General features: G+C 65.6%; 31 protein-coding genes. 24 read left to right on the top strand and 7 right to left on the bottom strand.

The genetic code is table 11. The features are described 5' to 3' along the window. Positions 1-7 precede the first annotated feature (7 nt). The 7 genes from rplB to rpsQ are packed head-to-tail and all read left to right on the top strand — an operon-like array spanning position 8 to position 3582. Positions 8-844: a 50S ribosomal protein L2 gene (rplB, locus tag AAHH99_RS11480; protein ID WP_064419510.1), complete on the top strand. Its 837-nt coding sequence runs from the start codon at positions 8-10 to the stop codon at positions 842-844. Between the two features lie 21 nt (positions 845-865). Further along, a complete protein-coding gene (rpsS, locus tag AAHH99_RS11475; protein WP_007167837.1) occupies positions 866-1147 on the top strand; it encodes a 30S ribosomal protein S19 in 282 nt (93 codons plus the stop codon). Next, a complete protein-coding gene (gene rplV, locus AAHH99_RS11470) occupies positions 1147-1752 on the top strand; it encodes a 50S ribosomal protein L22 (RefSeq protein WP_418768724.1) in 606 nt (201 codons plus the stop codon). Before rpsS ends, rplV begins: the two co-directional genes overlap by 1 nt. Continuing rightward, the gene (rpsC, locus tag AAHH99_RS11465; protein ID WP_064400115.1) at positions 1752-2624 is read left to right on the top strand and encodes a 30S ribosomal protein S3; all 873 of its coding nucleotides are present in this window, start codon (positions 1752-1754) and stop codon (positions 2622-2624) included. The genes rplV and rpsC overlap by 1 nt, the downstream gene beginning before the upstream one ends. A 3-nt stretch (positions 2625-2627) precedes the next feature. Beyond that, on the top strand, positions 2628-3044 hold the full coding sequence (gene rplP / locus AAHH99_RS11460; RefSeq protein ID WP_059101353.1) for a 50S ribosomal protein L16: 417 nt from the start codon (positions 2628-2630) through the stop codon (positions 3042-3044). Next, a complete protein-coding gene (rpmC, locus tag AAHH99_RS11455) occupies positions 3044-3277 on the top strand; it encodes a 50S ribosomal protein L29 (RefSeq protein WP_064419507.1) in 234 nt (77 codons plus the stop codon). The genes rplP and rpmC overlap by 1 nt, the downstream gene beginning before the upstream one ends. 2 nt (positions 3278-3279) lie before the next feature. Continuing rightward, positions 3280-3582 (top strand): 30S ribosomal protein S17, encoded by a 303-nt coding sequence (gene rpsQ / locus AAHH99_RS11450; protein WP_418768723.1) that lies wholly within the window; start codon positions 3280-3282, stop codon positions 3580-3582. A 59-nt stretch (positions 3583-3641) separates the two neighbouring features. On the opposite strand, the gene AAHH99_RS11445 is transcribed toward rpsQ, so the two are convergent. From AAHH99_RS11445 to AAHH99_RS11435, 3 genes are all read right to left on the bottom strand, one after another. Continuing rightward, entirely contained in the window at positions 3642-5174 is a 1533-nt protein-coding gene (locus AAHH99_RS11445) for a sugar transferase (protein ID WP_418768722.1), read from the bottom strand. A gap of 138 nt (positions 5175-5312) precedes the next feature. After that, the gene (locus AAHH99_RS11440; protein WP_418768721.1) at positions 5313-6029 is read right to left on the bottom strand and encodes a GAF domain-containing protein; all 717 of its coding nucleotides are present in this window, start codon (positions 6027-6029) and stop codon (positions 5313-5315) included. 142 nt (positions 6030-6171) lie between these two features. Further along, on the bottom strand, positions 6172-6861 hold the full coding sequence (locus tag AAHH99_RS11435; protein WP_418768720.1) for a TetR/AcrR family transcriptional regulator: 690 nt from the start codon (positions 6859-6861) through the stop codon (positions 6172-6174). A 56-nt stretch (positions 6862-6917) separates the two neighbouring features. Here AAHH99_RS11435 and AAHH99_RS11430 point away from each other — a divergent pair, with 56 nt between their 5' ends. The 14 genes from AAHH99_RS11430 to AAHH99_RS11365 all read left to right on the top strand — a co-directional run bounded on the left by AAHH99_RS11430 (position 6918) and on the right by AAHH99_RS11365 (position 15804). Then, positions 6918-7601 carry a DUF2306 domain-containing protein gene (locus AAHH99_RS11430; RefSeq protein ID WP_418768719.1) on the top strand — a complete coding sequence of 228 codons (684 nt, stop codon included), beginning with the start codon at positions 6918-6920 and terminating at the stop codon, positions 7599-7601. 42 nt (positions 7602-7643) lie between these two features. Then, positions 7644-9995, top strand: a complete 2352-nt coding sequence (locus AAHH99_RS11425; protein WP_418768718.1) for an arylsulfatase — start codon at positions 7644-7646, stop codon at positions 9993-9995. A gap of 31 nt (positions 9996-10026) precedes the next feature. Continuing rightward, positions 10027-10719, top strand: a complete 693-nt coding sequence (locus tag AAHH99_RS11420) for a hypothetical protein (protein ID WP_418768717.1) — start codon at positions 10027-10029, stop codon at positions 10717-10719. 304 nt (positions 10720-11023) lie between these two features. Next, entirely contained in the window at positions 11024-11392 is a 369-nt protein-coding gene (gene rplN, locus AAHH99_RS11415) for a 50S ribosomal protein L14 (protein WP_064400107.1), read from the top strand. After that, entirely contained in the window at positions 11393-11713 is a 321-nt protein-coding gene (rplX, locus tag AAHH99_RS11410; RefSeq protein ID WP_064345605.1) for a 50S ribosomal protein L24, read from the top strand. Position 11714: 1 nt separating this feature from the next. After that, the gene (gene rplE / locus AAHH99_RS11405) at positions 11715-12287 is read left to right on the top strand and encodes a 50S ribosomal protein L5 (RefSeq protein WP_418768716.1); all 573 of its coding nucleotides are present in this window, start codon (positions 11715-11717) and stop codon (positions 12285-12287) included. 3 nt (positions 12288-12290) lie between these two features. Next, positions 12291-12476 carry a type Z 30S ribosomal protein S14 gene (locus AAHH99_RS11400; protein ID WP_059101363.1) on the top strand — a complete coding sequence of 62 codons (186 nt, stop codon included), beginning with the start codon at positions 12291-12293 and terminating at the stop codon, positions 12474-12476. Positions 12477-12647: 171 nt separating this feature from the next. Next, on the top strand, positions 12648-13046 hold the full coding sequence (rpsH, locus tag AAHH99_RS11395) for a 30S ribosomal protein S8 (RefSeq protein ID WP_064345607.1): 399 nt from the start codon (positions 12648-12650) through the stop codon (positions 13044-13046). A gap of 21 nt (positions 13047-13067) precedes the next feature. Then, positions 13068-13607: a 50S ribosomal protein L6 gene (gene rplF, locus AAHH99_RS11390; RefSeq protein WP_418768715.1), complete on the top strand. Its 540-nt coding sequence runs from the start codon at positions 13068-13070 to the stop codon at positions 13605-13607. After that, positions 13608-14018 (top strand): 50S ribosomal protein L18, encoded by a 411-nt coding sequence (gene rplR / locus AAHH99_RS11385; RefSeq protein WP_418768714.1) that lies wholly within the window; start codon positions 13608-13610, stop codon positions 14016-14018. Between the two features lie 34 nt (positions 14019-14052). Further along, entirely contained in the window at positions 14053-14715 is a 663-nt protein-coding gene (gene rpsE / locus AAHH99_RS11380) for a 30S ribosomal protein S5 (RefSeq protein WP_418768713.1), read from the top strand. Beyond that, positions 14716-14904, top strand: coding sequence for a 50S ribosomal protein L30 (gene rpmD, locus AAHH99_RS11375; protein ID WP_064419498.1), 189 nt, complete (start codon positions 14716-14718; stop codon positions 14902-14904). After that, positions 14904-15347 carry a 50S ribosomal protein L15 gene (gene rplO, locus AAHH99_RS11370; RefSeq protein ID WP_064419497.1) on the top strand — a complete coding sequence of 148 codons (444 nt, stop codon included), beginning with the start codon at positions 14904-14906 and terminating at the stop codon, positions 15345-15347. The genes rpmD and rplO overlap by 1 nt, the downstream gene beginning before the upstream one ends. 115 nt (positions 15348-15462) lie before the next feature. Further along, the gene (locus AAHH99_RS11365; protein ID WP_064419496.1) at positions 15463-15804 is read left to right on the top strand and encodes a DUF732 domain-containing protein; all 342 of its coding nucleotides are present in this window, start codon (positions 15463-15465) and stop codon (positions 15802-15804) included. Between the two features lie 27 nt (positions 15805-15831). Here AAHH99_RS11365 and AAHH99_RS11360 read toward each other — a convergent pair whose 3' ends face one another. Continuing rightward, positions 15832-16758, bottom strand: a complete 927-nt coding sequence (locus AAHH99_RS11360) for an LLM class flavin-dependent oxidoreductase (RefSeq protein WP_418768712.1) — start codon at positions 16756-16758, stop codon at positions 15832-15834. A gap of 61 nt (positions 16759-16819) precedes the next feature. Here AAHH99_RS11360 and sppA point away from each other — a divergent pair, with 61 nt between their 5' ends. Further along, entirely contained in the window at positions 16820-18616 is a 1797-nt protein-coding gene (gene sppA / locus AAHH99_RS11355) for a signal peptide peptidase SppA (RefSeq protein WP_418768711.1), read from the top strand. Between the two features lie 9 nt (positions 18617-18625). On the opposite strand, the gene AAHH99_RS11350 is transcribed toward sppA, so the two are convergent. The 3 genes from AAHH99_RS11350 to AAHH99_RS11340 are packed head-to-tail and all read right to left on the bottom strand — an operon-like array spanning position 18626 to position 21390. Continuing rightward, positions 18626-19525 (bottom strand): class I SAM-dependent methyltransferase, encoded by a 900-nt coding sequence (locus AAHH99_RS11350; protein ID WP_418768710.1) that lies wholly within the window; start codon positions 19523-19525, stop codon positions 18626-18628. A 9-nt stretch (positions 19526-19534) separates the two neighbouring features. Then, the gene (locus AAHH99_RS11345) at positions 19535-20437 is read right to left on the bottom strand and encodes a class I SAM-dependent methyltransferase (protein ID WP_418768709.1); all 903 of its coding nucleotides are present in this window, start codon (positions 20435-20437) and stop codon (positions 19535-19537) included. Beyond that, positions 20434-21390 carry a class I SAM-dependent methyltransferase gene (locus tag AAHH99_RS11340; RefSeq protein WP_418768708.1) on the bottom strand — a complete coding sequence of 319 codons (957 nt, stop codon included), beginning with the start codon at positions 21388-21390 and terminating at the stop codon, positions 20434-20436. Before AAHH99_RS11340 ends, AAHH99_RS11345 begins: the two co-directional genes overlap by 4 nt. Before the next feature lie 263 nt (positions 21391-21653). Here AAHH99_RS11340 and secY point away from each other — a divergent pair, with 263 nt between their 5' ends. Next, entirely contained in the window at positions 21654-22994 is a 1341-nt protein-coding gene (gene secY, locus AAHH99_RS11335; RefSeq protein ID WP_064400094.1) for a preprotein translocase subunit SecY, read from the top strand. After that, positions 22991-23539, top strand: a complete 549-nt coding sequence (locus AAHH99_RS11330) for an adenylate kinase (RefSeq protein WP_418768707.1) — start codon at positions 22991-22993, stop codon at positions 23537-23539. Before secY ends, AAHH99_RS11330 begins: the two co-directional genes overlap by 4 nt. The last annotated feature ends 1 nt before the right edge of the window (position 23540 follow it).

The following is a 23540-nucleotide window of genomic DNA, read 5'->3' as shown; positions in this document are numbered from 1 at the left end:
GAGAATCATGGCAATTCGCAAGTACAAGCCGACGACCCCCGGTCGCCGCGGTGCCAGCGTCTCCGACTTCGCTGAGATCACTCGCGACCACCCGGAGAAGTCGCTGGTTCGTCCGCTGCACGGCAAGGGCGGTCGAAACGCGCACGGCCGCATCACCACCCGGCACAAGGGCGGTGGGCACAAGCGCGCCTACCGGGTGATCGACTTCCGTCGCCACGACAAGGACGGCGTCAACGCCAAGGTCGCACACATCGAGTACGACCCCAACCGCACCGCGAACATCGCACTGCTGCACTACTTCGACGGGGAGAAGCGCTACATAATCGCCCCCGAGGGTCTCAAGCAGGGCACCGTCGTCGAGTCGGGTCCCAACGCCGACATCAAACCGGGCAACAACCTGCCGCTGCGCAACATCCCCGCGGGCACGCTGGTGCATGCAGTGGAACTGCGGCCAGGTGGCGGCGCCAAGCTCGCGCGCTCGGCCGGCGCCAGCATCCAGTTGCTGGGCAAGGAAGGCACCTACGCGTCGCTGCGTATGCCCTCGGGTGAGATCCGCCGCGTCGACGTGCGCTGCCGCGCCACCGTCGGCGAGGTGGGCAACGCCGAGCAAGCGAACATCAACTGGGGCAAGGCCGGCCGCATGCGGTGGAAGGGCAAGCGCCCCTCCGTCCGTGGCGTCGTGATGAACCCGGTCGACCACCCCCACGGCGGTGGTGAAGGTAAGACCTCCGGTGGTCGTCACCCGGTGAGCCCGTGGGGCAAGCCCGAAGGCCGCACCCGCAAGCCGAACAAAGCGAGCAACAAGCTCATCGTCCGTCGCCGGCGCACCGGCAAGAAGCGCTGAGAGTAGGCAGGTACAAGGAATATGCCACGCAGCCTGAAGAAGGGTCCGTTCGTCGACGACCATCTGTTGAAGAAGGTCGACGCGCAGAACGAGAAGAACACCAAGCAGGTCATCAAGACCTGGTCGCGTCGGTCGACCATCATCCCCGACTTCATCGGGCACACCTTTGCGGTGCATGACGGCCGCAAGCATGTCCCGGTGTTCGTCACCGAGGCGATGGTCGGGCACAAGCTCGGCGAGTTCGCCCCCACCCGCACCTTCAAGGGTCACATCAAGGATGACCGGAAGGCGAAGAGGCGCTAATGACTACAGCGATTGAATACCCGTCCGCGACGGCGAAGGCGCGCTTCGTGCGCGTATCGCCGACGAAGGCGCGCCGCGTCATCGACCTGGTGCGCGGTAAGTCGGTGTCCGAAGCGCTGGACATCCTGCGGTGGGCTCCGCAGGCGGCCAGCGAGCCGGTCGCCAAGGTCATCGCGAGCGCGGCGGCCAACGCGCAGAACAACGAGGGCCTGGATCCGTCCACTCTCGTGGTCGCGACCGTCTACGCCGACGAGGGGCCGACCGCCAAGCGCATCCGGCCACGCGCGCAGGGCCGTGCGTTCCGGATTCGCAAGCGCACCAGCCACATCACGGTGATCGTGGAAAGCAGAGTGAGCCAGGAGAAGCGTGACGGCGGCCAGTCGGCCAGCGCGGCTCGGGCGCGTCGCGCACAGGGCAGTAAGGCCAAGAGCGCTGAAGCGGCCAAGAAGGCTCCCGCCAACAAGACCGCAGAGCAGGCGCCCGCCAAGAAGGCACCAGCCAAGAAGGCACCAGCCAAGAAGGCCGCACCCAAGAAGTCGGCCGAGGGCACCAAGGCTGAGAAATCGACTGCTGAAGCGTCCGATGCGAAGGAGGGCTCGGAGTAGTGGGCCAGAAAATCAATCCCCACGGCTTCCGGCTCGGTATCACCACCGACTGGAAGTCCCGGTGGTACGCCGATAAGCAGTACAAGGATTACGTCAAGGAAGACGTCGCGATCCGACGGCTGCTGGCCACCGGTCTCGAGCGCGCCGGCATCGCCGACGTGGAGATCGAGCGCACCAGAGATCGCGTGCGCGTGGACATCCACACCGCACGCCCGGGCATCGTGATCGGCCGCCGTGGCACCGAAGCCGACCGTATTCGCGCCGACCTGGAGAAGCTGACCGGCAAGCAGGTGCAGCTGAACATCCTCGAGGTGAAGAATCCCGAGTCGCAGGCGCAGTTGGTGGCCCAGGGCGTTGCCGAGCAGCTGTCCAACCGCGTGGCCTTCCGCCGCGCCATGCGCAAGGCGATCCAGTCCGCGATGCGTCAGCCCAACGTCAAGGGAATTCGCGTGCAGTGCTCGGGTCGCCTCGGTGGCGCCGAGATGAGCCGCTCGGAGTTCTACCGCGAAGGTCGCGTGCCGCTGCACACGTTGCGCGCCGACATCGACTACGGCCTGTACGAGGCCAAGACAACGTTCGGCCGTATCGGCGTGAAGGTCTGGATCTACAAGGGCGACATCGTTGGTGGCAAGCGTGAGCTCGCCGCGGCCGTGCCGGCCGGTGCGGATCGTCCGCGCCGCGAGCGTCCTTCTGGAACCCGGCCGCGTCGCAGCGGCGCATCAGGTACCACCGCGACGAGCACCGAAGCCGGCCGTGCCGCTTCGGGCGGTTCCGAGAGCGGCACGGCTCCGGCCGGCAGCGTCGCAGACAACGCCGCGGCTTCGCAGGCCGCAGCGGCGGCCGAGACGCCGACAGAAAATACGGAGAGCTGAATCATGTTGATTCCCCGCAAGGTCAAGCACCGTAAGCAACACCACCCGAGGCAGCGCGGCATCGCCAGCGGCGGCACGACGGTGAGCTTCGGTGACTACGGTATCCAGGCGCTCGAGCACGCCTACATCACCAACCGGCAGATCGAGTCCGCTCGTATCGCGATCAACCGGCACATCAAGCGTGGCGGCAAGGTGTGGATCAACATCTTCCCGGACCGCCCGCTGACCAAGAAGCCCGCCGAAACCCGCATGGGTTCCGGTAAGGGTTCGCCCGAGTGGTGGGTGGCCAACGTCAAACCGGGCCGCGTGCTCTTCGAGTTGAGCTACCCCGATGAGGCGACCGCCCGGGCCGCGCTGACCCGTGCGATCCACAAGCTGCCCATCAAGGCACGCATCGTTACCCGAGAGGAGCACTTCTGATGGCAGTGGGAGTGACGCCGGGCGAACTGCGCGAGCTGACCGACGACGAATTGAAGGGTCGGCTGCGCGAGTCCAAGGAAGAGTTGTTCAACCTGCGCTTCCAGATGGCGACCGGCCAATTGTCGAACAACCGCCGGCTTCGCACGGTGCGTCAGGAAATCGCGCGCGTGTACACCGTGCTGCGCGAACGTGAGTTGGGTCTGGCCTCCGGACCCGTGGGTGAGGATTCGTAGAAATGGCAGAGAACACTGCAAAAGGGCCCAAGTACACCCCGCGCAAGGACGAGGAGCGTGGCCGCCGCAAGACGGCCATCGGGTACGTGGTTTCGGACAAGATGCAGAAGACCATCGTGGTCGAGCTGGAAGATCGTAAGAGCCACCCGCTCTACGGCAAGATCATCCGCACCACCAAGAAGGTCAAGGCACACGACGAGGACGACAGCGCGGGCATCGGCGACCGGGTGTCGCTGATGGAGACGCGTCCGCTGTCGGCAACCAAGCGCTGGCGGCTCGTCGAGATTCTCGAGAAGGCCAAATAGGCCGAACCGCAAGGAAAACCCCCGAACACCGAATGTGTCGGGGGTTTTCGCTTTTGCGCTCAGTCTTCTGCGGGCCGCAGGACCGCCAGCACGGTCAGAAGCAATATTTTGAAATCCAAAAGCAGCGACCAGTTGTCGATGTAGTAGTTGTCCCATTCGGCGCGGTCGGCAATCGAGGTCTGGCCCCGGAAACCGTGCACCTGGGCCCAACCCGTCATGCCCGCCTTCACCCGGTGGCGCTGGCCGTAGCGACGTACGTGCATCTCGAACAACTCGACGAACTCCGGCCGCTCGGGGCGCGGCCCCACCAGGCTCATCTCTCCGCGAAGCACATTGATCAGTTGGGGCAGTTCGTCCAGCGATGCCTTGCGCATGATGCGGCCGATGCGGGTGCGTCGATCCTCACCCTCGACTCCGCCCGGCGCCGTACCCTTCTCGGGTTCGAAACCAGCAGCGGCCTTCTCGGGTTGGCGCATGGTGCGAAACTTCAGGCACCCGAACACCTTTCCGTCGCGTCCGATCCGCCCTTGACTAAAGAGAATCGGGCCCGGCGAGCTGAACTTCACCGCCATCGCGAGCACGAGCAGCAACGGCGAGATGAGCACAAGTCCGATCAGCGCAGCGACGCGGTCACCGCCATGCTTGACGGCGAATTGCCAGCCTTTCGGATTGACGCGGGTCAGCACCATGAGCGGTACCCCGCCCATGTGCTCGATTCGGGTGCCACTGCCCACTGAGTCCATCAATCGCGGCACCACACGCACACGTAACCCGAGTTCCTGAGCCAATTGCGCGGTCCGCGACAAGTGTTCGTCGGGTAGCGGCGACGGGGCGATGATGAGCTCCTCGGCCCGCGTGGCGCGCGCGGCGCTCTCGAGCTCGTTCGTACCGCCCAGGTAAGGGACGTCGAACATCTCCACATCTGTGGGCCGCGTGTCATCCAATACACCGACCGGACACATGCCGTAGTCCCGGATCTGACGCATACGGGAAATGAGCTGATGGGCGACCGGACCGGAGCCGACGACCAGTGCCGGCCTGCCGACATCGAACCTCCTGCGCAGCCAGCGGTTCACCAACGACCGAGCCAGGCGCACCACGGGAATGAGAATGGCGGCGAACACCCAGATCTTCAGGACGAGCTCGCTCGGGCGGACGTACGGCGTGAGAACCTCTCCGACCGGCAGACGGGGCACCATGAGCACCATCAGCGTCAACGTGGCCAGAGCGGCCACCGCGATCGACGTTGCCACGGGCTCGAACTGGTCCAGGAAGCCCTCATTCAGCTTCTGTCGATAAATCGACCGGGTGGTCATCACGAGCAGCAGCATCGGGACGAAAAGCCACGAGAACAGGGCGATGTTGCGATCCTGCTCCATGTCGCCCGGGATCCACCAATGCGCCAGCGCCACCGCGGCCACAGCCAGGACGGCGTCGATCGCCACGGTGATCATCGAGTACCACGGATCGACACGGAGAACTTCAACCCAGCGGGGTGTCGGATTCGGCGACGGAGCCGGCACGACCTTCAACCGCGGCACCGTCGGACGGCTACTAGGCGCGTGCTCCGAGACATCCGCCTTAAGCTGCATTTATCACTCTCTCGGACGGAACTGGCAACTAGGTTAGATGCACTGTACCGACCCCGATCTCAAAAAGCGCAGTCATGGCAAGCGTTGAAAACGCACGATCCCGTGCCAGCGAACTTCAGGTTTGCTGAAGTTCTGTTATCAAGCGTTTGAAGTGGGAGGGGCGCTGAAAATCCGCTCCGTAGTCAGTTGCGCAAGATCGCTCAGAATCTGGACGTGGCCGGTGCTCCACTGCCTTGGCTTGCTGTCGGACACACACAGCGTGCCGATCGCGTGGCCATTTTGATCGATCAGGGGTATGCCGAGGTAGGCGGCCATCGCACCGCCGCGCACCACAGGGTGGTTCATGAACACCGGGTCGGTCCGTGCGTCTTCGACGACCAAAGCGGCTCCGTCGGCCACGGTGTACTGGCAGATGGATTGGTCGAACGGCATCGCTCGGTCCTCGATCGAGAGCTTCCCCATCCCTGCGGTGCTCTTGTAGAACGTACGGTCGGCATCCACCAGACTCACCGCCGCGAACGGCGTCCCCAGCGCTTCTGCGGCCGCTTGGGTGATGCGGTCGTAGACCGGATCCGGCGGTGAGTCGAGGAGTCCGGTCGAACGCAGTGAGCTCAGTCGGTCGGGGTCGTTTACCACCGTCGACACGTCTGGCATGGCATCGCTGTCCAGCACTCCTGATTCGGACAGGTGCGAGAGCAGTTCCTTCGCCGAGACGTTGGTGCGCATCTGGTCGGCGACCATTTGTGATGCGACCGCACGTGCGACGTAGGTTTCCACATCCGTGCCGGCATTGCGTGCGCATTCTTCGAGCTGGCGGTTGAGCCACTCATCGAAACGCCGAAACGAACGAGTCACAATGCGAAACCGTATACGAATTGGCTGATCTGCACGTGTGGGTCGAAAATCCAGAGACGTGAGCGCAATCTTCGGGAAGTGCCACCGCGCTGCTCGAAATCCGCCGCAAAGCGTGTTTCGGTCGCCGGGGTCGTCGCGCCCGTTAACCGATCCTGGTGGCGATGCCGTCGAGCAGTTGACCCAACCCGGAGCGGAAGTCCGCGGAAGGGTCGTCGTCGCTGGGGTCAAAGACACCCTCTTGCAGCGCCGCGGCGAGTGCCGGGAACTTCTCCGGGTCGAGCAGGCCCCGAAGAAGTGCCGGATAACCCGGCCAATCGGTTCGACCAGCCGAGATGTCGACTGCCGCCGCGCCGCGCACGAAGTGCAGAACCGCCATGACCGCGGCGAACTTCTCGCGCTCGGTGAGCCCGGTGTCGGCGAGGGCGGCCAGCCCCGCGTCCAGCCACGCCACCTGGCCCGGATCGGCCGGCGGCCCGGCGGACACGGCCTGTAGCAACCACGGGTGGCGGTGGTAGACGTTCCACAATCCGTGCGCCCAATTCGTCAGCGCCTCAGCCCAATTGGCCGTCGCACCCGTTGGTGGGCGGCCGACCGCGTCAGCCGACATGAAGATCACCAGCTCGTCCTTGTTGGCGACATGCCGGTACAGCGACATCGTGCCGCACCCCAGACGCCCGGCCAGTCGGGCCATGGACAGGGCGTCCAGACCGTCGGCGTCGGCCAGTTCGACGGCTGCGCGCACAATGCGCTCCCGGCTCAGCCCAGTGGAGCGTGCGGGCTCGCTCGGCTCATGCCAGAGGAGCTTCAGTGCGCGCGGTAGGGATTCGCTCATCGATGGTCAGCCTAAGTCACTGGACATCGAGCGCGTATGCCGTACGCTCGTTGCGTATGTCATACGCATTTCGTCGGACTTCTCATTGGTGGGCGCTTGCACTCGCGGTCGTCGTGGCGTGCTTTCTGGGCTTCTCCGTACCGCCGTATCTGACCGGCGGCACCCGGGTGCCCGCCACGTTCTGGCTGCACTACCCGCTGTTGGTGTTTCATGTCATGTTCGCGAGTGTCGCGATGGTCGCGGCAGTGGTGCAGATCTGGCCTCGGCTTCGTACTCATCACCCCGCACTGCATCGCCGTTGCGGTCGCCTGTACGTCGTCGCTGCACTTCCGGCCGCTGTGTCGGCGATGGTGATCGGCGCGGTCACTCCGTTCGGACCACTTTTGGCTGTCAGCAACGTGACGTTGGGCGCGCTGTGGCTGTGGTTCACCGCGAGGGGCTATGCCGCGGCCCGGAGTCGCCGCACCTCCGACCACCGGCGGAACATGGTGCGCAGCGCGACGCTGGCACTGTCCGTCATCGCCAACCGAATTTGGACGCCTGTCATCTATGTCTCCTTTCAACCGTTGCAGGACAACGTCTTTGGCGGCAATGTCGAACATTTCCAATGGTTCGCCGCCGGAGTCGGTGCATGGCTGGGGTGGACGGTTCCTCTCGGAATTGTTCAGTGGTGGCTGACCAGACGGGCGGTGACGACGTCGTCGTCGAATCGTCAGCTAACCGAGACACCCCACGTGTAATCTCCGGGCCACACTGCGACGCGACACCGGACAAGGCTGGGCATGGGAACCGAATTCAACGGCAAGATCGAACTCGACATCCGCGACTCGGAACCGGACTGGGGCCCGTACGCCGCACCGACCGCACCCGAAGGCGCCCCCAACGTGCTCTACCTCGTATGGGACGACATCGGTATCGCCACATGGGACTGCTTCGGCGGCCTCGTCGAGATGCCCACGATGAGCCGTATCGCCGAACGCGGCGTTCGACTGTCGCAGTTCCACACCACCGCGCTCTGCTCACCGACCAGGGCGTCCCTGTTGACCGGCCGCAATCCGACGACCGTCGGCATGGCCACCATCGAGGAGTTCACCGAAGGCTTCCCCGGCTGCAACGGGCGGATCCCGTTCGACACCGCGCTACTGTCTGAAGTGCTTGCCGAACACGGATACAACACCTATTGCGTCGGCAAGTGGCATCTGACACCGCTCGAAGAGTCGAATCTGGCCTCCACCAAACGACATTGGCCGCTGTCGCGCGGCTTCGAGCGGTTCTACGGGTTCATGGGCGGCGAAACCGACCAGTGGTATCCGGAGCTGGTCTACGACAACCACCCCGTCGCGCCGCCGGCCGCACCGGAGGAGGGTTACCACCTGTCAAAGGACCTGGCGGACAAAACCATCGAGTTCATCCGCGATGCGAAGGTGATCGCACCGGACAAGCCGTGGTTCTCCTACGTCTGCCCAGGAGCCGGGCACGCCCCGCATCACGTCTTCGCCGAGTGGGCCGACCGCTACGCCGGCAAGTTCGACATGGGCTACGAGCGATACCGCGAGATCGTGCTGGAGAACCAGAAGAAGCTCGGCATCGTGCCCTCCGACACCGAACTCTCGCCGATCAATCCGTACGGAGACGTCAAGGGGCCCAACGGTGAACCGTGGCCGACACAGGACACGGTGCGGCCGTGGGATGAGCTCGGCGACGACGAGAAGCGCCTGTTCGCGCGCATGGCCGAAGTGTTCGCCGGATTCCTGTCCTACACCGATGCGCAGATCGGTCGCATCATCGACTATCTGGAGGAGTCGGGTCAGCTCGACGACACGATCATCGTCGTCATCTCCGACAACGGCGCGAGCGGCGAAGGCGGCCCGAACGGCTCGGTGAACGAGGTCAAGTTCTTCAACGGATACATCGACACCGTCGAGGACGGCCTTCGTCTCCTCGACAACCTCGGCGGCCCGGAGACCTACAACCACTATCCGACCGGCTGGGCGATGGCGTTCAACACACCGTACAAACTCTTCAAGCGCTACGCCTCGCACGAAGGCGGGATCGCGGACCCCGCAATCATCTCCTGGCCCAAGGGGATCGCCGCACACGGCGAGGTGCGAGACAGCTACATCAACGTCTGCGACGTCACACCGACGATCTATCAGCTCCTCGGTATCACCCCGCCGGACACGGTCAAAGGAGTGCCCCAGAAGCCGCTGGACGGGGTGAGTTTCGAGGCAGCGCTGCGGGATTCGTCGGCGGAAACCGACAAGCGCACGCAGTTCTACACGATGCTCGGCACACGGGGGATCTGGCACGACGGCTGGTTCGCCAACACCGTGCACGCCGCATCGCCGGCGGGTTGGTCGCACTTCGACAGCGACCGATGGGAGCTGTTCCACATCGAAGCCGACCGCAATCAGTGCCACGACCTGGCCACCGAAAACCCGGAAAAACTCGAAGAACTCAAGGAGTTGTGGTTTGCCGAGGCCGACAAGTACAACGGGTTGCCGCTTGGCGACCTGAACATCTTCGACACCATTTCGCGGTGGCGGCCGGGGGTGGCGGGCCGGCGTGACTCTTACCGGTACTACCCGGGCACCGCCGACGTCGGGATGGGAGCTGCGGTCGAGATACAAGGGCGGTCATTCGCGGCCATGGCCGAGATGGCGATCGACACGTCGGGCGCCGAAGGTGTGATCTTCAAACACGGTGGCGCCCACGGCGGTCACGTGATGTTCGTGCAGGACGGGCGGCTTCACTACGTCTACAACTTCCTGGGCGAAGACGAGCAGCGAATGTCGTCGCCGGATGCAGTGCCCTTGGGGCGGCACTCGTTCGGGGTCGCGTATGTCCGCACCGGAACTGCCGAAGGCAGCCATACCCCGATCGGAGACGCGGCTTTGTATATCGACGACCAGCAGGTCGCGACGTTGCGCGAAATGCGCGTCCACCCGGGCACATTCGGGCTCGCCGGCGCGAGTCTGAGCATCGGCAGAAACGCCGGATCCCCGGTTTCCCGTTCGTACACGCCGCCGTTTGCGTTCACCGGTGGCACGATCGTCGCGGTGAACATCGACGTCTCGGGTAAGCCGTATCTGGACCTGGAGAGGGAGTTCGTGCGCGCCTTCGCGAAGGACTGAATACACCGAGCATGGAGGCGGGACGGAATCCATGAAGTACGCCGTGGGGCAGGCGATCGCGCTGACGTGCCTGCTGACCGCGTGTGTCGACAACAGCGAAGGCGTACCGATCGCAGAAGAGGCCGTGGTCTCCGACACGACGATCGCCGCCACCTCGACGCCGTCGTCGCCCGCATCGCCCGACCCGCAGGTTGATACCGCCCAGCCGGGCATCGTGCCGACGCCGCAAACCTCGGCGGTCGATCGCGCGTGCAGCCTGCCGGAAACGCCGTCCGAGCAGGTGTCGGCCACGGTGCCCGATCCGGCGGCGCCCAAGGTCACGGTGGCTCTACCCACGGGATGGTCCACGGCGGCGGGGCAGGGAGATATCGCGCTGCGGTTGGCCGGACCGGACGGGATGTGGGCGACGGTCACCATCGCCGAGACAACGCTGCCGCCGGCCGAAGCGTTCGAACGCTATGCCGACGACGCCGTGGCGGCGGCCGACATCAGCACGCTGAGCGTGCTGCCGGCCGAGCTGTGCGGCTACAGCGGTCAGAAGCTGCTTGGGTCGTGGGCGGGCTCGCAGGGGCCTGCGGTGCAGTTCGGTGACCGGATCGCCCATATCCCGACGAGCACCGGCGACTACCTGGTGGCCGTGCACGTCGAAGCTCCCGCCCAGACGGCGGGGTTCGACCCGCTCGCATCGCCGCTGCTGGGGGAGTTCGGCATCGCCATTGCCTGAGTGATCACTCATTGAATCGACGCGAAACTCCTGGTTCGGAGCGCTCGGGGGCCCGCGAGCGTGCGAGAAGTGTCGAGAATCCGCGGCGAGCCGTCGGCAAACACGCACACTCGCGCGGCAGGAGGGGTCGTGATCAGCGGCGATTTGGCTTCCTGCAGGTCCTCCCATAGAATCAGGCGGTTGCCTTGGGCAGACCTCGGCCAGTCGCGTGCGGCGGGCCCCGCGTGCCCTTCGGTGACAGCAAGACCGCGTACGTCCAGGTCGGTATCTGGCGTGCATACAAAAACCAGGTCGAGGAGATCGAGTGATTCAGCAGGAATCGCGGCTCAAGGTCGCCGACAACACGGGCGCCAGGGAGATCCTGTGCATCCGCGTGCTCGGTGGCTCGTCGCGGCGCTATGCCGGCATCGGCGATGTCATCGTGGCGACCGTCAAGGAAGCCATTCCCGGCGGCAACGTCAAGCGTGGCGAGATCGTGAAGGCCGTCATCGTGCGCACCGTCAAGGAGCGTCGTCGCGCCGACGGAAGCTACATCAAGTTCGACGAGAACGCCGCCGTCATCATCAAGGCCGACAACGACCCCCGCGGTACCCGCATCTTCGGCCCGGTCGGCCGCGAACTGCGCGAGAAGCGCTTCATGAAGATCGTCTCGCTTGCTCCGGAGGTGTTGTAGATGAAGGTCCACAAGGGCGACACCGTGCTCGTCATCTCGGGCAAGGACAAGGGCGCCAAGGGCAAGGTGCTGGTCGCCTACCCGGCGCGCAACAAGGTCCTCGTCGAGGGCGTCAACCGGATCAAGAAGCACACGGCGGTGTCGAGCAACGAGCGCGGCGCACAGTCCGGCGGCATCGTCACCCAGGAGGCGCCGATCGACGTCTCCAACGTGATGGTCGTCGACTCCGACGGCAAGCCGACCCGCATCACATACCGGGTTGACGAGGAGACCGGCAAGAAGGTCCGCATCGCCAAGACCAACGGCAAGGACATCAACTGACATGACCACCGTCGAAAACACCGCAAAGACCCTGCCGCGCCTCAAGCAGCGCTACCGCGAAGAGATCCGCGACGCGCTGGCCAAGGAGTTCGGCTACGCGAACGTCATGCAGATCCCCGGCGTGGTCAAGGTCGTCGTCAACATGGGCGTCGGCGACGCCGCCCGTGACGCGAAGCTGATCAACGGCGCGGTCAACGATCTCGCACTGATCACCGGCCAGAAGCCGGAGGTGCGCCGGGCGCGTAAGTCCATCGCCCAGTTCAAGCTTCGCGAGGGCATGCCGATCGGCGCTCGCGTCACGCTGCGCGGCGACCGGATGTGGGAATTCCTCGACCGGTTGATCTCGATCGCGCTACCGCGTATCCGCGACTTCCGCGGGCTGTCGCCCAAGCAGTTCGACGGCACCGGCAACTACACCTTCGGACTCACCGAGCAGTCGGTGTTCCACGAGATCGATGTGGACTCCATCGACCGCCCCCGTGGCATGGACATCACCGTCGTCACCTCGGCGACGACCGACGACGAAGGACGAGCGCTGCTGCGGGCGCTGGGCTTTCCGTTCAAGGAGAACTGAGTTATGGCAAAGAAGGCACTGGTCAACAAGGCCAACAAGAAGCCGAAGTTCAAGGTGCGCGCCTACACCCGCTGCCAGCGCTGCGGGCGGCCGCACGCCGTCTTCCGCAAGTTCGGCCTGTGCCGGATCTGCCTGCGCGAGATGGCACACGCTGGCGAACTGCCCGGTGTGCAGAAGAGCAGCTGGTAACGAAGCCCGACGATGAGCGCTTGCGCGAAGAGCGGCAAGCAACGACCAGACCCCAACCAAACAGGTTGCGGTAGGCCCGGATACCGGGAACCACCGCGAGAAAGGTGAGACCGCTGTCATGACCGCGATGACGACGATGCGGAGCGCAGCGACGAAGAGGAGCAGCGCTCGATGACTATGACGGATCCGATCGCAGACTTCTTGACACGTCTGCGCAACGCCAATTCGGCGTACCACGACGAGGTGACACTGCCCCACTCGAAGCTCAAGGCCAACATCGCCGAGATCTTGAAGAAAGAGGGCTACATCGCCGACTACCGCACCGAGGATGCTCGGGTCGGCAAGTCGCTGGTCGTCCAACTGAAGTACGGCCCCAGCCGGGAGCGAAGCATCGCCGGCCTGCGCCGCGTGTCCAAGCCCGGTCTGCGGGTGTACGCGAAATCCACCAATCTGCCGCGGGTTCTCGGCGGCCTCGGCGTGGCGATCATCTCCACGTCATCGGGGCTCCGGACCGACCGCCAGGCAGCCCAAGAGGGCGTGGGCGGCGAAGTCCTCGCGTACGTGTGGTAGGCGAGAGGGAGTAGAGCTCAAATGTCGCGTATTGGAAAGCAGCCGGTCCCGGTCCCCAGCGGCGTCGACGTGTCGATCGACGGGCAGAACGTGTCGGTCAAGGGGCCCAAGGGCACTCTCGAACTGGCGGTGGCCGACCCGATCCGGGTCGCCCGTGACGACGACGGCGCCATCGTGGTGTCGCGGCCCGACGACGAGCGGCGCAGCCGTTCGCTGCACGGTCTGTCGCGCACGCTGGTGGCGAACCTGATCACGGGTGTCACCGAGGGCTACACCACCAAGATGGAGATCTTCGGTGTCGGTTACCGCGTGCAGCTCAAGGGTTCCAACCTCGAGTTCGCGTTGGGCTACAGCCACCCGGTGATCATCACCGCCCCCGAGGGGGTGACGTTCGCGGTGGAGACACCGACGAAGTTCTCGATCTCCGGCATCGACAAGCAGAAGGTCGGCCAGGTCGCGGCGAACATCCGCCGCCTGCGGAAGAGCGATCCCTACAAGGGCAAGGGCATCCGCTACGAGGGCGAGCAGATCCGCCGCAAGGTCGGAAAGACAGGTAAGTAAATGGCTTCGACAACAAATTCGGCAGCGGCGACGCGCAAGCCCGTGGGTCAGAACATCTCTGAGGCGCGGCGGGTGGCGCGGCTGCGTCGGCACGCTCGCCTGCGCAAGAAGATCTCCGGCACGGCAGAGGTGCCGCGCTTGGTGGTCAACCGTTCGTCGCGGCACATCCACGTGCAGCTGGTGAACGACCTCAACGGCACCACGCTGGCCGCGGCGTCCTCGATCGAGGCCGACGTGCGGGCGGTCGACGGTGACAAGAAAGCCCACAGCGTGCGGGTCGGTCAGCTGATCGCCGAGCGCGCGAAGGCCGCAGGGATCGACAAGGTCGTGTTCGACCGCGGTGGGTACACCTACGGCGGACGGATCGCGGCGCTCGCCGATGCGGCGCGCGAAGGCGGGTTGGAATTCTGATGACTGAGCTCAACACAATGGGAAGGACTGCATGATGGCCGAACAGGCAACAGCCGGCGGCCCCCAGGACGGCCGCGGGTCGCGGGGCGACCGCGACGGACGTGGTCGCCGCGACGACCGTGGCGGTCGTGGCCGCGACGGCGGCGACAAGAGCAACTACCTCGAGCGCGTCGTCTCGATCAACCGCGTCTCCAAGGTGGTCAAGGGTGGCCGCCGGTTCAGCTTCACCGCGCTGGTGATCGTCGGCGACGGCAAGGGCATGGTCGGCGTCGGATACGGCAAGGCCAAGGAAGTTCCCGCCGCCATCGCCAAGGGCGTCGAAGAAGCACGCAAGAACTTCTTCCGGGTTCCGCTGATCGGCGGCACCATCACCCACCCCGTGCAGGGCGAAGCCGCCGCCGGTGTGGTGATGCTGCGTCCGGCCAGCCCCGGTACCGGTGTGATCGCAGGCGGCGCGGCTCGCGCGGTGCTGGAATGCGCCGGCGTTCACGACATCCTGGCCAAGTCACTGGGCAGCGACAACGCGATCAACGTGGTGCACGCCACCGTTGCGGCGCTGAAGCTGCTACAGCGTCCCGAAGAGGTTGCCGCCCGACGGGGGCTGCCGATCGAAGATGTGGCGCCTGCGGGCATGATGCGGGCGCGCCGGGAGGCCGAGGCGCTTGCCGCGTCGGCTGCGCGTGAAGGGTCGTCGTAAATGGCAGAGCTGAAGATCACCCAGGTGCGCAGCACCATCGGTGCGCGCTGGAAGCAGCGGGAGAGCCTGCGGTCGTTGGGGCTGCGCAAGATTCGCCAGTCCGTCGTCCGCGAGGACAACGCGCATACGCGCGGCCTGATCAAGACCGTGCATCACCTCGTCAAAGTTGAAGCAGTAGAGGCCTCATAATGACACCTATCAAACTGCACGACCTGAAACCGGCGCCCGGTTCGAAGACGGCCAAGACCCGTGTGGGTCGCGGCGAGGGTTCGAAGGGTAAGACCGCGGGTCGCGGCACTAAGGGCACCAAGGCCCGCAAGAACGTCCCCGCGACGTTCGAGGGCGGTCAGATGCCGATCCACATGCGGCTGCCGAAGCTCAAGGGCTTCCGCAACCGCTTCCGCACCGAGTACGAGGTCGTCAACGTCGGCGACATCAACAAGCTGTTCCCGAAGGGCGGCGACGTCGGTGTCGACGAGCTGGTGGCCGCGGGTGCGGTGCGCAAGAACGCACTGGTCAAGGTGCTCGGCGACGGCAAGCTCACCGTCAAGGTGAACGTCACCGCGCACAAGTTCAGCGGCAGTGCGCGCGAGAAGATCTCCTCGGCGGGCGGTTCGGCGACCGAGCTGTAACCCTGCGTCGACCGGGAGCCCCTGCCGTGGAGGCGGGGGCTTTCGTGTTGGGCGGACGTAACGTCGGGCGCCGTCCGCCGATATGGTGCGTAGGCGTGACACATCAGGAGCAGATATGACCCATCTCCGCCGGCTCACCGCCGTCGCCGGCGCCGCCGGTATTGCGTTGTTCGGTGGCGTGGCGACCGCCCAAGCCCAGGATGACGATGCGAAGTTCGCCGATCACGTCGAGGCACTGCAGATTCCGCTCGGTGAAACCGACCTGCCTGCGTTGGGTCAGGGTATCTGCGACATGCTGACCGCAGGTCTGGACGGCACCGCCAACCCGGTACCTGTCGTGCGCGGTGTGGTCAACCGCCTTACCGGCACCGGCATGGATCGCGGGCAGGCCGCGGGGCTGATGCGCGCGGCGGTCGCCGTCTACTGCCCGCAGCACGGCCGCTTCATGGGCCGCTGAAAGGGCTTCATTCGACTCGACGCGGCGTCACTTCAGCTGCGGAATGACTTCTGCCGCCAGACGTTCCATCTGCTCGCGGTCTTCGGAGACGTTCTCGCCGACGGGGTTGAGCAGTAGCATCTCGGCGCCTGCGTCGACGACCTGGCGCAACCCGCGGACCACGTCGGCGGATGTGCCGGAGACCGGTACTGCGTCGATGCCGGCCATCCCGCCGTAGATGCGGCGCAGGCCGGCCAGTACCCGCTCCCTGGCGCGGAAGGGGTCATCGTCGACGATCAGGTACACGCGCTTGCCGACGGTGAATTCCGCAGCATCCCTTGATTGTCCGGCGAGTTCGCTGCGAACGCTTCTGACGGCTTCGGCGAACGCAGACGTGGTGGACGAACCTGCTCCCAGAAACGCGTCACCGTGGCGTACCGCCCTGACGATGGCGCGAGGAGCGTTGGCGCCGAACCAGATCGGCGGGTGCGGTCGCTGGACGGGTTTGGGTTGGATCGGCAGCCCGTCGACGTCACGAAACCGGCCGTGGAACGTCACCTTGGGTTCGTCGGACCAGGCCGCCTTCATCAACTCGAGCCCTTCGGTGAAGTTGCTGACGAACGTGGCGCGTTCGACGCCGAAGGCCGCGAACTTGCGGGTGCCGCCGCCAGGGGCCACCCCGAGGTCGAGCCGTCCGTGGCTGAGGTGGTCGACCGCCGTCACCGCCGAGGCCAGTTGAAGCGGTTCGTGCAGGGAGGTCACGAGGACGGCCACGCCCAGGCGGATCCGCTCGGTGTGTGCGGCGGCCCATGCGAGCATCTCCAGCGGTGCGAGCAGCGGTGAGGGCCCAATCGTCTGCTCCAGCGTCCACGCGCCGGTGAAGCCCAGTGCTTCAGCCCGGATCAGGTAGTCGCGAGTGGCGACGGCATCGAAACCGCCCGCGACGCGCTGGGGGACGGAGATGTCGAACCGCACGGCACCACGGTAGACGCGCTCGCCGGGCCGAGGCGCTGCGCGGCGTCGGTAGGCTCGCAGCATGTCCGTTTTCCTGCCCGGCATGTCCGGACTCCCCGGTCTCGACGACGTGCGCGCGCTGGCACGGCGCATCGACACCGCCCGCCACAACGGTGTCCCCAACGGATGCGTGCTCGAACTCGACCTGACGTCGGTGCCGAGCGAGACCGCTGGATTCGACCCGCTGGCATTGATCTCCGGGGCGGGCCGTCCGCTGCTGTTGCGGGAAGCCGTCGCGGCGATCCACCGGGCGGCCGAGGACGACCGGGTCGCGGGCCTGGTCGCTCGGGTGCAGCTGCCCGCTGCATCGCCGGGCCAAGTGCAGGAACTGCGTTCGGCCATCGCGGCGTTCAGCGACGTCAAGCCGTCGTTGGCGTGGGCCGAGACCTATCCCGGCACGCTGTCGTACTACCTGGCCTCAGCATTCCGCGAGGTGTGGATGCAGCCTGCGGGCACGGTGGGTCTGGTGGGTTTCGCGACGAACGCACTGTTCCTGCGTGGCGCGCTCGACAAGATCGGAGTCGAGGCGCAGTTCATCGCGCGCGGTGAATACAAGTCTGCGGCAAACCGTTTCACCGAAGACGGCTACACCGAGGCCCATCGCGAAGCCGACGAGCGGTTGATTCAAAGCCAGCACGCCCAGGTGCTGGAGGCGGTCGCACAGTCGCGTCACATCGAGCCCGAAGACGTCGACGCGCTCGCCGACAAGGCGCCGTTGCTGCGCGAAGACGCGCTCGCCGGAAGGTTGATCGACCACATCGGCTTCCGTGACGAAGCCTATGCACGCATGGCCGAACTGGCCGGCGCACCGGACTTCACGGCAGGCGCGGACGCGGACTCCGACGACGCGCCGCCGCGGCTGTTCCTGTCGCGTTATGCGCGTGCGACGGCTGAACGCCCAGCTCTGCCCGTGCCGTCCATCCCCGGACGCAAGAAGGCGACGATCGCCGTGGTGACCCTGCACGGCCCGATCGTGAGTGGTCGCGGCGGCACGCAACCGCTGCCGCTGGGCAGTTCGAGCGCGGGCGGTGACACGATCGCCGCGGCGCTTCGCGAAGCCGCGGCCGCTGAAGACGTTTCGGCGATCGTGTTGCGGGTGGACAGCCCCGGCGGCTCGGTGACCGGATCCGAAACCATTTGGCGCGAAGTGCAACAGAGCCGCGACAAGGGCAAGCCGGTGGTCGCGTCGATGGGTGCGGTCGCCGCGTCGGGCGGCTACTACGTGTCGATGGCCGCCGACGAGATCGTCGCCAACCCCGGCACGATCACCGGGTCGATCGGTGTGCTTGCCGGCAAGCTCGTTGCCCGCGAACTGAAGGGCCGCCTCGGCGTCGGCTCGGGGACGGTACGTACCAACCGCAACGCCGACGCATGGTCGCTCAACGAGCCGTTCACCGACGAGCAGCATGCGCATGTGGAGGCCGAGGCAGACCTGCTCTATACCGATTTCATCGAGCGGGTCGCGGTGGGCCGCAAGATGAGCGTCGAGGATGTCGACGCCGTCGCGCGCGGTCGGGTGTGGACAGGCGCGGACGCGCACGAGCGCGGGTTGGTCGATCACCTCGGTGGCCTGCGCGCCGCGATCACGAGGGCCAAGGTGTTGGCGGGAATGGACGCCGACGCCGAGGTGCGCATCGTCTCGTATCCGGGTTCGTCGCTGCTAGACCGGCTGCGGCCCAAGGCGTCGTCGCAGCCGGCGGCATCGCTACCGGACGCCGTCGTCGGGTTGCTCGGGCGCTCTATGGTGCAGTTGGCCGACCAGACGGAGCGCTCACTCAGTGGCCTCAGCGTGTTGTGGCTCGGTGAGCACCGATTCTGAGCGAACGGGTCAGCGCTTGATCGCCGACAGGTAGCTCAGATCTCTGAAGAAGCCGATCGTGCTGTCCTCGTCGAACGTGAACCCGTTGGCGGCGTACGCATCCGGCATGCTCTGCGTTGTGACGTCCCATCCGCGGGCGGTCAGATAGTCGACGACGTCGTTGCGCTCACCGTGATAGATCAGCTCACCCATCTCGATGTTCTGCCCGTACGCCTGGAATTTCTCGGCGATCTCCCGGGCCCGCTCGTCGGAGAACATGCTGACGTCGGGGATGTGCTCGGTGGCCACCCGGCTACCCGGTGCGCTCAGTTCATCGATCCGGTCGAACAGCAGGTCCTGCGCTTCGGGTGGCAGGTAGATCAGCAGTCCCTCGGCGATCCAGGCCGTCGGTTGGGTCGGGTCGAAGCCGTTGTCCAGCAGCGCTTTCGGCCAGTCATCGCGCAGGTCGATCGCCACCACGCGCCGGTTCGCGGCCGGTTCGGCCCCCAACGCCGAAAGGGTGTCGCTCTTGAACGCGATCACCTCCGGCTGGTCGAGTTCGAACACGGTGGTGCCAGTCGGCCACGGCAGGCGATAGGCGCGGGCGTCGAGCCCGGCGGCCAATATCACCGCCTGACGGACATCACCGGCTGCGGCGTCGGCGAACAGCCGGTCGAAATGGCGGGTGCGCACAGCCATTCCCTCGGCGGCGCGGCGTGTGTTGAAGCGAGGGTCGATGTCGTCCAGCGATATCTCGCCGTCGAGCGCCCGGATGAAGAAATCGAGCCCGACCGCGCGCACCAGAGGCTCGGCGTACGGGTCGTCGATCAGGCCCTCGCGGTGGCTCAGTACCCGTTGTGCGGCGACCATGGTGGCGGTCGAGCCGACGCTGGATGCCAGATCCCAGGTGTCGTTGTCGGTGCGGGCCATTCGTGCTCCTCAGTTGCGGGTTGCGATGATCGCGAGCGAATCACGCATCGGGGCAAGCAGTTCCGTGGCGGGAAATTCTCGGCCGTATTCGGCGAACACCTCGGGACGGCTTTTGGTGAACACCTGCCACCCGTGCTCGGTCAGATAATCGACGACGTGGCTGCGCTCGCCGTCGTAGAAGAGGTGCGAGATGTCGAGGTGGACGCCGTTCTCACCCCACTGCTTGCTGATCGCTTTACTGCGTTCACCGATTGTCGCAGCGGCGTCGGGATGATATTCGGTGGCGAGCCTGCTGCCCGGCGCGCTCAGCGTGCCGATGTCGTCGAACAGCTTGTCCTGCGCTTCGGGCGGCAGGTAGACGAGCAATCCTTCCGCGCTCCACGCTGTCGGTTGTGCCGGGTCGAAACCACTGTCGCGCAACGCTTTCGGCCAATCATCGCGCAGGTCGATACCGACAGTGCGCAGCTGGGCAGAAGGGGCGGCCCCCAGCGAGGACATCGTGGCGGTCTTGAACTCGATCACTTGCGGCTGGTCGATCTCGTAGACGACGGTCCCGTCGGGCCACGGCAGCCGGTAGGACCGCGAGTCCAGACCCGACGCCAGGATCACCGCCTGCCGGTTGCCATCTCCGGTGGAGGTGAGGAAGAAGTCGTCGAAGAACCGTGTGCGCACGGCGATCATCCTGGCCATGAAGTCGGCACCGGCACCGTCGATGTCGTTGCCTTCGATGCCCCCGTCGACCAGGCCCGTGAAGAAGTCGATGCCGACCGCGCGCACCAGCGGCGCGGCGTACGGATCGTCGAAGAGCGGGTCATCTTCGCGGCTGGCGATCGCGCGGGCGGCCGCGACCATCGTGGCCGTGGTCCCGACGCTCGACGCGGGGTCCCAGCTGTCCGAATCCGTTCGGCTCATTTTTCGAGTATGCCGCTGATGTACTGCATCTCACCGAACCTGGCGACGTCGTCGTCCTCGGGCAGCGGCGGCAGACCGTTCTCGGCCAGCAGCTCGCCGACCGTGCGGCGGGTCAGGCGCCAGCCCCGCTCCTCGAGGTAGACCCCGGCCTCGTTGCGCTCGCCGATGTAGACGAGTTCGGAGAAGTCGAGTTCGAAGCCGTGTTCGCGCCACCGTTCCGCCGATTCCTGCATCCGGGCCAGCACCTTCTCCCGATCGGCGGGGTCGCTGCTGGAGGGGCCGCTCTCGACCGCGACCCGGCTGCCTGGGGCGCTCAACTCGGTGATCGTGTCGAGCAGCTTGTCCTGTGCCTCCGGCGGCAGGTATCCGAGCAGGCCCTCGGCGCTCCATGCGGTCGGCATGGCCGGGTCGAAACCCGCGGCCTTCAACGCCGCGGGCCAGTCGAAGCGCAGGTCGATCGCCACCGCCCTGCGCTGTGCGGTGGGCTCGGCGCCGAGCTCGGCCATGGCCTGGCTCTTGAACGCGATGACGTCGGGCTGGTCGACCTCGAAGACCGTCGTCCCGGCCGGCCATGCCAACCGGTAGGCGCGGGCGTCGAGCCCGGAGGCCAGGATCACCGCTTGCCGGACACCACTTCGGGCGGCGTCTGCGAAGAACTCGTCGAAGAACTTCGTCCGCACCGCCATGTTGTCGGTCATCCGGGCCATTCCGACCGTGGCCCCATCGGAGGTGTCACCGTCGAGGTCCTCGAGTTTGAGCTCACCGCTGGCCAGGCGGGTGAAGAAGTCCACACCCACCGCACGCACCAACGGTTCGGCGTACGGATCGGAAATCAGCGCGTCGTCACCCGTGCTCGCGATCGCCCGCGCCGCCGCGACCATCGTCGCGGTCGCACCGACGCTGCTGGCGAGGTCCCAGGTGTCTCCCTCAAAACGTGGACCCGTACGTGCCATCTCAACTCCTGACGCTATTGATTAGTGGATATAACGAGATCGGTTCCACGGTATGTTCCCGGCCTGAGAAGTCGCTGTGAGGCGGGACGATCAGCGGGATGCGGGCCAACGGGGCCCCAACTGTTACTCTCGTAGACTGTTTGACGGGTAACTCTGCAGGCTGCGCGCTTGACGGGGGTCCGCACACGACTTAACCAAGACGCTGGTCGAATCCAGCCCCATCCGCACGCCGCGATCAACAGGCCGGCTGCGCAGGAGGAAGAGTGCTTTCGGCTTTCATCTCTTCACTCAGGACGGTCGACCTGAGGCGAAAGATCCTGTTCACCCTCGGCATCGTGATCCTTTACCGAGTCGGGGCAGCGATCCCGTCTCCGGGGGTGAACTACCCGAACGTGCAGGAGTGCATCGCGGAGGTCACCGGCGGTGAGTCCGGCCAGATCTACTCGCTGATCAACCTGTTCTCCGGCGGCGCGTTGCTGCAGTTGTCGGTGTTCGCCGTCGGTGTGATGCCGTACATCACCGCGAGCATCATCGTGCAGCTGTTGACCGTGGTGATCCCGCGGTTCGAGCAGCTGCGTAAAGAAGGCCAGTCCGGTCAGGCCAAGATGACGCAGTACACGCGCTATCTGGCCATTGCGCTGGCCATCCTGCAGAGCACCAGCATCGTGGCGCTGGCGGCCAACGGCGGCCTGCTCCAGGGCTGCTCGCTGGACATCATCCAGGGCCAGAGCGAGGGTTTGAACATCTTCACGCTCGTGGTGATGGTGCTGGTGATGACCGCGGGCGCGGCGCTGGTGATGTGGATGGGCGAGCTGGTCACCGAGCGCGGCATCGGCAACGGCATGTCGCTGATCATCTTCGCGAGCATCGCCTCGGCGATCCCGGGTGAGGGCCAGACCATCCTCGAGAGTCGCGGCGGCCTGGTGTTCGCGCTGGTCTGCGCGGGTGCGCTGGCGATCATCGTCGGCGTGGTGTTCGTCGAGCAGGGCCAGCGCCGAATCCCTGTGCAGTACGCCAAGCGGATGGTCGGCCGCAAGATGTACGGCGGCACGTCGACGTACCTGCCGTTGAAGGTGAACCAGGCAGGCGTCATCCCGGTGATCTTCGCCTCGTCGCTGATCTACATCCCGCAGCTCATCACCCAGCTCATCCAGAGCGGGAGCTCCAACCCGAACAGCACCAACTGGTGGAACACGTTCGTCGCGAACTACCTGACAGACCCCAGCAGCTTGGCCTACATCGGGGTCTACTTCGCTTTGATCGTGTTCTTCACCTACTTCTACGTCTCCATCACGTTCAACCCCGATGAGCGGGCCGACGAGATGAAGAAGTTCGGCGGCTTCATTCCCGGCATCCGGCCTGGCAAGCCGACGGCGGACTACCTGCGTTACGTGCTGAGCCGGATCACCCTTCCAGGTTCGATCTACCTGGGTCTGATCGCCGTGCTGCCGAACCTGTTCCTCTCCGTTGGGAGCAGCGGGCCCGTGCAGAACCTGCCGTTCGGTGGTGTGGGCGTACTGATCCTCGTCGGGGTCGGATTGGATACCGTCAAACAGATCGAGAGCCAGCTGATGCAGCGCAATTACGAAGGGTTCCTGAAGTGAGAGTCGTTCTGCTCGGACCGCCCGGCGCCGGCAAGGGAACACAGGCCCAGAAGCTCTCCGAGAAGCTCGGTATCCCGCAGATCTCGACCGGCGACCTCTTCCGCAAGAACATCGGCGACGGCACGCCGTTGGGTCTGGACGCCAAGCGCTATCTCGACGCCGGCGACCTGGTGCCATCGGAGCTGACGAACAAGCTGGTCGAGGACCGCATCGAACAGGCGGACGCGGCCGACGGGTTCATCCTCGACGGCTACCCCCGCTCCGTGGAGCAGGCCAAGGCGCTGGACGACATGCTCAAGCGCCACGACACCAAGCTCGACGCGGTGCTGGAGTTCAAGGTTTCCGAAGACGAGTTGTTCAAGCGTCTCAAGGCCCGCGGCCGCGAAGACGACACCGAAGACGTGATCCGCAACCGCATGCAGGTCTATCGCGACGAGACCTACCCGCTGCTCGAGTACTACAGCAGCAACAACCTGCAGCAGGTCGACGCGGTCGGCGCCCTCGACGAGGTTTTCGCGCGCGCGCTGCAGGCGCTCGGTAAGTAGC

This window comes from Mycobacterium neumannii (genome assembly GCF_048452905.1).
GTDB classification, from domain to species: domain Bacteria; phylum Actinomycetota; class Actinomycetes; order Mycobacteriales; family Mycobacteriaceae; genus Mycobacterium; species Mycobacterium neumannii_B.
This window is presented reverse-complemented; position numbering and strand designations above follow the sequence as displayed.

What these genes read in the sequence shown, in the direction of transcription:
- rplB (WP_064419510.1), top strand. Translation starts at nt 8, where the DNA reads ATGGCAATTCGCAAGTACAAGCCGACGACCCCCGGTCGCCGCGGTGCC.
- rpsS (WP_007167837.1), top strand. Translation starts at nt 866, where the DNA reads ATGCCACGCAGCCTGAAGAAGGGTCCGTTCGTCGACGACCATCTGTTG.
- rplV (WP_418768724.1), top strand. Translation starts at nt 1,147, where the DNA reads ATGACTACAGCGATTGAATACCCGTCCGCGACGGCGAAGGCGCGCTTC.
- rplP (WP_059101353.1), top strand. Translation starts at nt 2,628, where the DNA reads ATGTTGATTCCCCGCAAGGTCAAGCACCGTAAGCAACACCACCCGAGG.
- rpmC (WP_064419507.1), top strand. Translation starts at nt 3,044, where the DNA reads ATGGCAGTGGGAGTGACGCCGGGCGAACTGCGCGAGCTGACCGACGAC.
- rpsQ (WP_418768723.1), top strand. Translation starts at nt 3,280, where the DNA reads ATGGCAGAGAACACTGCAAAAGGGCCCAAGTACACCCCGCGCAAGGAC.
- AAHH99_RS11445 (WP_418768722.1), bottom strand. Translation starts at nt 5,174, where the DNA reads ATGCAGCTTAAGGCGGATGTCTCGGAGCACGCGCCTAGTAGCCGTCCG.
- AAHH99_RS11435 (WP_418768720.1), bottom strand. Translation starts at nt 6,861, where the DNA reads ATGAGCGAATCCCTACCGCGCGCACTGAAGCTCCTCTGGCATGAGCCG.
- AAHH99_RS11430 (WP_418768719.1), top strand. Translation starts at nt 6,918, where the DNA reads ATGTCATACGCATTTCGTCGGACTTCTCATTGGTGGGCGCTTGCACTC.
- AAHH99_RS11425 (WP_418768718.1), top strand. Translation starts at nt 7,644, where the DNA reads ATGGGAACCGAATTCAACGGCAAGATCGAACTCGACATCCGCGACTCG.
- AAHH99_RS11420 (WP_418768717.1), top strand. Translation starts at nt 10,027, where the DNA reads ATGAAGTACGCCGTGGGGCAGGCGATCGCGCTGACGTGCCTGCTGACC.
- rplX (WP_064345605.1), top strand. Translation starts at nt 11,393, where the DNA reads ATGAAGGTCCACAAGGGCGACACCGTGCTCGTCATCTCGGGCAAGGAC.
- rplE (WP_418768716.1), top strand. Translation starts at nt 11,715, where the DNA reads ATGACCACCGTCGAAAACACCGCAAAGACCCTGCCGCGCCTCAAGCAG.
- AAHH99_RS11400 (WP_059101363.1), top strand. Translation starts at nt 12,291, where the DNA reads ATGGCAAAGAAGGCACTGGTCAACAAGGCCAACAAGAAGCCGAAGTTC.
- rpsH (WP_064345607.1), top strand. Translation starts at nt 12,648, where the DNA reads ATGACTATGACGGATCCGATCGCAGACTTCTTGACACGTCTGCGCAAC.
- rplF (WP_418768715.1), top strand. Translation starts at nt 13,068, where the DNA reads ATGTCGCGTATTGGAAAGCAGCCGGTCCCGGTCCCCAGCGGCGTCGAC.
- rplR (WP_418768714.1), top strand. Translation starts at nt 13,608, where the DNA reads ATGGCTTCGACAACAAATTCGGCAGCGGCGACGCGCAAGCCCGTGGGT.
- rpsE (WP_418768713.1), top strand. Translation starts at nt 14,053, where the DNA reads ATGGCCGAACAGGCAACAGCCGGCGGCCCCCAGGACGGCCGCGGGTCG.
- rpmD (WP_064419498.1), top strand. Translation starts at nt 14,716, where the DNA reads ATGGCAGAGCTGAAGATCACCCAGGTGCGCAGCACCATCGGTGCGCGC.
- rplO (WP_064419497.1), top strand. Translation starts at nt 14,904, where the DNA reads ATGACACCTATCAAACTGCACGACCTGAAACCGGCGCCCGGTTCGAAG.
- AAHH99_RS11365 (WP_064419496.1), top strand. Translation starts at nt 15,463, where the DNA reads ATGACCCATCTCCGCCGGCTCACCGCCGTCGCCGGCGCCGCCGGTATT.
- sppA (WP_418768711.1), top strand. Translation starts at nt 16,820, where the DNA reads ATGTCCGTTTTCCTGCCCGGCATGTCCGGACTCCCCGGTCTCGACGAC.
- AAHH99_RS11350 (WP_418768710.1), bottom strand. Translation starts at nt 19,525, where the DNA reads ATGGCCCGCACCGACAACGACACCTGGGATCTGGCATCCAGCGTCGGC.
- AAHH99_RS11345 (WP_418768709.1), bottom strand. Translation starts at nt 20,437, where the DNA reads ATGAGCCGAACGGATTCGGACAGCTGGGACCCCGCGTCGAGCGTCGGG.
- AAHH99_RS11340 (WP_418768708.1), bottom strand. Translation starts at nt 21,390, where the DNA reads ATGGCACGTACGGGTCCACGTTTTGAGGGAGACACCTGGGACCTCGCC.